Source organism: Streptomyces sp. NPDC002044, assembly GCF_040296725.1.
Lineage (GTDB): Bacteria > Actinomycetota > Actinomycetes > Streptomycetales > Streptomycetaceae > Streptomyces > Streptomyces antarcticus.
The window spans coordinates 1-7,652 of record NZ_JBEOXU010000219.1 but is presented as its reverse complement, the minus strand read 5'-3'; the positions used below and the strand labels follow the sequence as shown (position 1 = coordinate 7,652).

The window sequence follows — 7,652 nt, the reverse complement described above, 5'->3', positions numbered from 1 at the left end:
GGACCCGGTCCGGACACCCCGCACGCCGACGTACGTCCTACAGCGCGGCCCCCGCCAGCGCCGCGACCACCGCGGGCAGCACCGCCCCCGAACCGTCCCGGCGCGGGTCCGCGGGCGGGAGCGCGGCCGGTGCGCCGTTGGCCCCGGCCGCGCGGACCGGTGAACCGCCCGCCCAGGCCAGCACCAGCACGTCCTCGCCCTTCAGGAACCGCTGGCAGCGCACGCCGCCGGTGGCCCGGCCCTTGCGCGGGTACTGGTCGAAGGGGGTCAGCTTCCCGGAGGTCACCGAGTCGTCCAGCGTCCCGTGCGAGCCGGCCACGGTGAACACCACGCCGTCCCGGGCCGGGTCGACCGCCGAGAAGTGGATCACCTTGGCGCCGTCGGTGAGCTTGATGCCCGCCATGCCGCCCGCCGGGCGGCCCTGCGGGCGCACCTGGCCCGCCTGGTAGCGCAGCAACTGGGCGTCGTCGGTGATGAAGACGAGGTCCTCCTCGCCCGTGCGCAGTTCGACCGCGCCGACGATCCGGTCGCCGTCCTTGAGGGTGATGACCTCCAGCTCGTCCTTGTTCGCCGGGTAGTCCGGCACGACGCGCTTGACCACGCCCTGCTCGGTGCCCAGCGCCAGGCCCTGCGAGGACTCGTCCAGCGTCGTCAGGCAGATCACCGTCTCGTCCGCCTCCAGCCCGGAGAGGAACTCCGAGACGGGGGCGCCGCCCGCCAGGTTCGGCGCGGCGTGGGTGTCGGGCAGCTGCGGCAGGTCGATCACCGCGAGCCGCAGCAGACGCCCGTACGAGGTGACCGCGCCGATGTCGGCCCGGGCGGTCGCCGCGACCTGGGAGACGACCAGGTCGTGCTTGGCGCGCGCGCCGCCCTCCTCCTCCGGCAGGGGATCGCCGTTCGCCGTACGGGCCAGCAGGCCCGTCGAGGACAGCAGGACGCGGCACGGGTCGTCCGCGACCTCCAGCGGAACCGTCGCCACCGTGGTGCCCGCCGACTCCAGCAGGACCGTGCGCCGTTCGGTGCCGAACTTCTTCGCGACCGCCGCCAGTTCCGTGGAGACCAGCTTGCGCAGCTCGCTGTCGGAGTCCAGGATCCCGGTCAGCTCGTCGATCTCGCCGGTCAGCCGGTCGCGCTCGGACTCGAGCTCGATCCGGTCGAACTTCGTGAGCCGGCGCAGCGGAGTGTCCAGGATGTACTGGGTCTGGATCTCGCTCAGCGAGAACCGCTCGATCAGCCGCGCCTTGGCCTGCGCGGAGTTCTCGCTGTCCCGGATGAGCCGGATGACCTCGTCGATGTCGATGAGCGCCACCAGCAGGCCCTCGACCAGGTGCAGCCGGTCGCGGCGCTTGGTGCGGCGGAACTCGCTGCGCCGCCGGACGACCTCGAAGCGGTGGTCGAGGTAGACCTCCAAAAGCTCCTTGAGGCCCAGCGTCAGCGGCTGCCCGTCCACCAGCGCCACGTTGTTGATGCCGAAGGACTCCTCCATCGGCGTCAGCTTGTACAGCTGCTCCAGAACGGCCTCGGGGTGGAAGCCGTTCTTGATCTCGATGACCAGGCGCAGGCCGTGCGAGCGGTCGGTGAGGTCCTTGACGTCGGCGATGCCCTGGAGCTTCTTCGAGCCGACGAGGTCCTTGATCTTCGCGATGACCTTCTCGGGGCCGACCGCGAAGGGCAGTTCCGTGACGACCAGGCCCTTGCGGCGTGCCGTGACGTTCTCCACGGCCACCGTCGCGCGGATCTTGAAGGTGCCGCGGCCGTTCTCGTAGGCGTCCTTGATGCCCGCCAGGCCGACGATCCGGCCGCCCGTGGGCAGGTCCGGACCCGGCACGAAGCGCATCAGCGCCTCCAGGTCGGCCGCCGGGTGGCGGATCAGGTGCCGGGCGGCCGCGATGACCTCGCCCAGGTTGTGCGGGGGCATGTTGGTGGCCATGCCGACCGCGATCCCGGACGCGCCGTTGACCAGCAGGTTCGGGTACGCGGCGGGCAGTGCGACCGGCTCCCGCTCCTGGCCGTCGTAGTTGGCGGTGAAGTCGACGGTGTCCTCGTCGATCGACTCCGTCATCAGCGACGTGGCGTCGGCCATCTTGCACTCGGTGTAACGCATGGCGGCCGGCGGGTCGTCGTTGCCGAGGGAACCGAAGTTGCCGTGGCCGTCGACCAGCGGCAGCCGCATCGAGAAGGGCTGGGCCATGCGCACGAGCGCGTCGTAGATCGACGCGTCGCCGTGCGGGTGGAGCTTGCCCATGACCTCGCCCACGACGCGGGCGCACTTGACGTACCCCCGGTCGGGGCGCAGGCCCATCTCGTTCATCTGGTAGACGATGCGCCGGTGTACCGGCTTCATGCCGTCCCGGGCGTCGGGCAGGGCGCGGGAGTAGATCACCGAGTACGCGTACTCGAGGAAGGAGCCCTGCATTTCGTCGACGACGTCGATGTCGAGGATCTTCTCCTCGAAATCCTCCGGCGGCGGGGTCTTCGTGCTGCGGCGGGCCATCGCTGCGCGGCTCCTTAACCAAGAAAGAGGTGTGCTGGGGGGTCTGACGCGGACCATTGTGGCCCGAGGCACCGACAACGCCGACTCCGACCCAGGTGTGACCCGGGAACTTCTCCGGCGGCCGACGCGCTTGCATACAGTGGCAGGTCTGACAGAAATCTCTACATCGCGATCGAAGGGACCACATGCCCATGGGTCACACGGCCACAGCTCAGGCCGGCTCCGGCGGCCTGACAGCGACCGAGCACCGGCTGGCCAACGGCTTGCGCGTGGTGCTCTCCGAGGACCACCTGACCCCGGTCGCCGCGGTCTGCCTCTGGTACGACGTGGGCTCGCGCCACGAAGTCAAGGGGCGCACCGGTCTGGCTCACCTCTTCGAGCACCTGATGTTCCAGGGTTCGGCGAGCGTACCCGGCAACGGCCACTTCGAGCTCGTCCAGGGGGCCGGCGGCTCCCTCAACGGCACCACCAGTTTCGAGCGCACGAACTACTTCGAGACGATGCCGACCCACCAGCTGGAGCTCGCGCTGTGGCTGGAGGCGGACCGGATGGGCTCGCTGCTGGCCGCCCTGGACGACGAGTCCATGGAGAACCAGCGCGACGTCGTCAAGAACGAGCGCCGCCAGCGGTACGACAATGTCCCGTACGGCACGGCGTTCGAGCGGCTGACCGCCCTCGCGTACCCCGAGGGCCACCCGTACCACCACACGCCGATCGGCTCGATGGCCGACCTCGACGCCGCCTCCCTGGAGGACGCGCGCCACTTCTTCCGTACGTACTACGCGCCCAACAACGCGGTGCTGTCGGTCGTCGGCGACATCGACCCCGAGCGCACGCTCGCCTGGGTCGAGAAGTACTTCGGCACCATCCCGAGCCACGACGGCAAGCAGCCGCCGCGCGACGGCACGCTGCCGGACGTCATGGGGCAGGAGCTCCGCGAGGAGATCGCCGAGGAGGTGCCGGCGCGCGCCCTGATGGCCGCCTACCGGCTCCCGCACGACGGCACCCGTGAGTGTGACGCCGCCGACGTGGCCCTGACCGTGCTGGGCGGCGGCGAGTCCTCGCGGCTCCACAACCGCCTGGTGCGCCGCGACCAGACGGCCGTCGCGGCCGGCTTCGGCCTGCTGCGCCTGGCCGGCGCCCCCTCGCTGGGCTGGCTGGACGTCAAGACGTCCGGCGGGGTCGAGGTGCCCGCCATCGAGGCGGCCGTGGACGAGGAACTCGCGCGGTTCGCCGCCGAGGGCCCGACGGCCGAGGAGATGGAGCGGGCCCAGGCCCAGCTGGAGCGCGAATGGCTGGACCGGCTGAGCACGGTGTCCGGCCGCGCCGACGAACTGTGCCGCTTCGCGGTGCTGTTCGGTGACCCGCAGCTGGCGCTGACCGCCGTCGGACGCGTTCTCGACGTCACCGCCGAGGAGGTCCAGGCCGTGGCCGCGGCCCGGCTGCGCCCGGACAACCGGGCGGTGCTGGTGTACGAGCCGCTCGCCGCGGACGCCGACGAGAACGACGAGTCCGACGAGAACGAGGGGGCGGACCAGTGAGTGACACCGCATCCGGCACCGCATCCGACAGCGCGGCCGACGCCGTGGCCGTCACGATGACCTTCCACCCGCGCCCCGAGGCCGGCGAGCCGCAGCCGTGGGCCTTCCCGGCCCCCGAGCGCGGCGAGCTGTCCAACGGGCTGACCCTGCTGCGCTGCCACCGCCCGGGCCAGCAGGTGATCGCGGTGGAGATCAACCTCGCCGCCCCGCTCGACGCGGAGCCCGAGGGCCTGGACGGTGTGGCGACGATCATGGCGCGCGCGCTGTCCGAGGGCACCGACAAGCACTCCGCCGAGGAGTTCTCGGCCGAGCTGGAGCGCTGCGGGGCCACCCTCGACGCCCACGCCGACCACCCGGGCCTGCGGGTCTCCCTGGAGGTCCCCGCCTCGCGCCTGCACAAGGCGCTCGGCCTGCTCGCCGAGGCGCTGCGCGCGCCCGCGTTCGCCGACGCCGAGGTCGACCGCCTGGTGCGCAACCGGCTCGACGAGATCCCGCACGAGCTGGCCAGCCCGCAGCGCCGCGCCGCCAAGCAGCTCTCCAAGGAGCTCTTCCCGGCCGCCCTGCGGATGTCCCGCCCGCGCCAGGGCACCGAGGAGACGGTGGCCCGGATCGACTCCACGGCCGTACGCGCCTTCTACGAGGCCCACGTACGCCCCGCCACGGCCACCGCGGTGGTCGTCGGCGACCTGACCGGGATCGACCTGGACGCCGTCCTGGCCGACACCCTGGGCATCTGGACGGGCAACTCCGCCGCGCCCCGGCCCGTACCGCCGGTGACCGCCGACGACACCGGCCGCGTGGTCATCGTGGACCGGCCCGGCGCGGTCCAGACGCAGCTGCTGATCGGCCGCATCGGGCCGGACCGCCACGACCGCGTCTGGGCGCCCCAGGTGCTCGGCACGTACTGCCTGGGCGGCACCCTCACCTCCCGCCTGGACAAGGTGCTGCGCGAGGAGAAGGGGTACACCTACGGCGTGCGCGCCTTCGGGCAGGTGCTGCGTTCCACCGCCGACGGCAAGGGCGCCTCGATGCTGGCCATCAGCGGCTCGGTGGACACCCCGAACACCGGTCCGGCGCTCGAGGACCTCTGGAAGGTGCTGCGCACCCTCGCGGAGGGCGGTCTGACCGACGCCGAACGGGACGTGGCGGTGCAGAACTTGGTGGGCGTGGCCCCGCTGAAGTTCGAGACGGCCGCCTCGGTGGCCGGCACCCTCGCCGACCAGGTCGAGCAGGAGCTGCCGGACGACTACCAGGCGCAGTTGTACGCGCGGCTCGCCGAGACCGGCACCGTGGAGGCCACTTCGGCCGTCGTGAGCGCGTTCCCGGCGAACCGGCTGGTCACGGTGCTGGTGGGCGACGCTTCGCAGATCGAGGAGCCGGTGCGGGCGCTCGGGATCGGCGAGGTCACCGTCGTCACCAACTGACGCTCGGATCAAGGGGCTCTGGCGGCTTGGCCGCCAGAGCCCCTTTTGTCTGTTTAGTGGTGAGGTTGCTCGTATGCGGTGTGGCGTACGCAACAAAACAGCTCGTGTGTTTGGTGATCGGCTGATGATCCGCCTAGCGTCAGCCGTGCTGTTCGTCAGTTGTGCCCGCCGCACCCGCGGCACCGGACAGCGATCGCCGAGTCCCCGTCAGGCGCGAGCCTGGGGAGCCGGGGACCCACATCAGTCCCTGGGGTGAATCGGGCCGCCTCGCAAGAGGAAGCCCGTAGGAGACCTTCCTGCTCCGAACCCGTCAGCTAACCCGGTAGGCGAGAGGGAAGGAAAGGAACAACCTCTTCATGGCGTTTGGCAGTCGTACCGCCGGCTCCGGCAAGCACCGCGGTTCCAGCCGTCTGAGCCGCAAGACCGCCGGCTACGCCGGTATCGCCGCCCTCGCCACCACTGGCGTCGTCGGTTCCCTCGCCGGCCCGGCCTTCGCCGCGGACAACAGCACCGAGCACTCCGTCCCCGACGCCGGGTACAACGCGGTCGTCGTGGGCGACGACCTCGCGGGTGACATCGAGGACCAGGCCGAGTCGCAGCAGCGCGCCGCCGAGCACGCCGCCGCCAAGGCCCAGGCCGAAGCCGACGCCAAGCAGCGCGCCTCCGAGGCCAAGCGCATCGCCGAGGCGAAGGCGAAGGCGGAGCGGGACGCGGCCGAGCGCGCGGCCCGCGAGGCGGAGCGCAAGCGCCTCAACACCTTCGTCGCGCCCGTCAGCGGCGGCATCAGCACCCACTACCACGCCGGTGGCGGCATGTGGTCCTCCGGCAGCCACACCGGCATCGACTTCCGCGCGAGCGAAGGCACCTCGGTCCACGCCGTGGGCGCCGGCACCGTCGTGGAGGCCGGCTGGGGCGGTGCCTACGGCAACAACGTCGTCATCAAGCACAACGACGGCACGTTCACCCAGTACGGGCACATGAACTCGCTGAACGTCTCCGTCGGCCAGCAGGTCACCCCGGGCCAGCAGATCGGCCTGTCGGGCTCCACCGGCAACTCCAGCGGCCCGCACCTGCACTTCGAGGCCCGCACCGGCGCCGACTACGGCTCGGACATCGACCCGGTCTCGTACCTGCGCTCGCACGGCGTCAGCCTCTGACCCGTACGGCCCCCGCTGCACCCGCTTCGCCGAAGACCCCGGCTCGCATCGCGAGCCGGGGTCTTTTGCGAATGTTTCGCTTTTCCGGCCGCTCTCGGAAATTATCGTGTGTTGCAATAGAGTCGCAGCACACTCTGGCACGGCAGTCGGAAATAGGCGGAGGTTCGGTCTTGCGTATTCCTGCGCACGCGGTATGCACGGCAATTCGCGACGACATCGTCTCCGGGGTCTTCGAGCCGGGCAGCAGACTGACCGAAGAGGTCCTGGCCCGCCGGTACGGGGTCTCGCGCGTCCCGGTCCGCGAGGCGCTGCGGACCCTGGAGTCGGAGGGGTTCGTGACGACCCGGCGGCATGCGGGCGCCTGCGTCGCCGAGCCGACGGAGCAGGAGGCCGCCGACCTCCTGGAGCTGCGGATGCTGCTGGAGCCCCTCGCCGCCGCCCGGGCCGCCCGGCGGCGCACCGAAGCCCACCTGAAGGTGCTCCGCGGACTGGTCAGGCTGGGCCAGGAGCGGGCCAGGAGGGGCCAAGGGGAGGATCTGCGGTCCCTGGGCGGCTGGTTCCACGAGACGCTGGCCCAAGCCTCGGGCAGCCCGGGGCTGATCGCGCTGCTCACGCAGATGCGGCACAAGGTCGCGTGGATGTACGTGGTGGAGGCCCCGGTCCGGCCCGCGGAGTCCTGGGCGGAGCACGGCGCGATCGTGGACGCGGTGGCCCGCGGGGACGCGGAGCGGGCGCGCGCCCTGACGGCGATGCACGCGGACCGCGCCTCGGCGGCGCACCGGCCGCGGCTGCGGCCCGCGGTGAGGACTTCGCAACCTGCCGTCAACATGTCGGGCGGCCGCCATTAACAGGCGCCGTATACAAAGAACGGGTATTCGCGCGCCGCTGCCGGAATTCCGGGGCGGTGTCGATATTCCGTGCGGCCGAATTCATGCGAGGCGCCGGCCGCATTTCCGGCCGTGCTGAATTCCTGCGCGCGGCATGAGTACGGGCGCCCCGCGTAAGCGCGGTATTCCGGCGGGCGCACGGCCGGCGC

6 protein-coding genes and 1 riboswitch are annotated in these 7,652 nt (G+C 71.5%); of the genes, 4 read left to right on the top strand and 2 right to left on the bottom strand.

Going from position 1 to position 7,652, the window contains the following annotated elements:
- Nucleotides 1–37: 37 nt before the first annotated feature.
- The gene (locus ABT106_RS30010) at nucleotides 38–2,494 is read right to left on the bottom strand and encodes a DNA gyrase/topoisomerase IV subunit A (RefSeq protein ID WP_351283654.1); all 2,457 of its coding nucleotides are present in this window, start codon (nucleotides 2,492–2,494) and stop codon (nucleotides 38–40) included.
- A 191-nt stretch (nucleotides 2,495–2,685) separates the two neighbouring features.
- On the opposite strand from ABT106_RS30010, the gene ABT106_RS30005 reads away from it, so the two are divergent.
- The 4 genes from ABT106_RS30005 to ABT106_RS29990 all read left to right on the top strand — a co-directional run bounded on the left by ABT106_RS30005 (nucleotide 2,686) and on the right by ABT106_RS29990 (nucleotide 7,464).
- On the top strand, nucleotides 2,686–4,035 hold the full coding sequence (locus tag ABT106_RS30005) for a M16 family metallopeptidase (protein WP_351283651.1): 1,350 nt from the start codon (nucleotides 2,686–2,688) through the stop codon (nucleotides 4,033–4,035).
- Nucleotides 4,036–4,091: 56 nt separating this feature from the next.
- Nucleotides 4,092–5,459 (top strand): M16 family metallopeptidase, encoded by a 1,368-nt coding sequence (locus tag ABT106_RS30000; RefSeq protein WP_351283657.1) that lies wholly within the window; start codon nucleotides 4,092–4,094, stop codon nucleotides 5,457–5,459.
- Nucleotides 5,460–5,643: 184 nt separating this feature from the next.
- A riboswitch (cyclic di-AMP (ydaO/yuaA leader) is annotated at nucleotides 5,644–5,803 on the top strand.
- A gap of 12 nt (nucleotides 5,804–5,815) precedes the next feature.
- The gene (locus ABT106_RS29995; protein WP_351283649.1) at nucleotides 5,816–6,616 is read left to right on the top strand and encodes a M23 family metallopeptidase; all 801 of its coding nucleotides are present in this window, start codon (nucleotides 5,816–5,818) and stop codon (nucleotides 6,614–6,616) included.
- 170 nt (nucleotides 6,617–6,786) lie between these two features.
- Nucleotides 6,787–7,464: a GntR family transcriptional regulator gene (locus ABT106_RS29990; protein ID WP_351283646.1), complete on the top strand. Its 678-nt coding sequence runs from the start codon at nucleotides 6,787–6,789 to the stop codon at nucleotides 7,462–7,464.
- Here the strand turns inward: ABT106_RS29990 and ABT106_RS29985 are convergent.
- A partial coding sequence (locus ABT106_RS29985) for a hypothetical protein (RefSeq protein ID WP_351283643.1) occupies nucleotides 7,461–7,652 on the bottom strand: 192 nt, incomplete at its 5' end. The two genes, ABT106_RS29990 and ABT106_RS29985, sit on opposite strands and share 4 nt — an antisense overlap.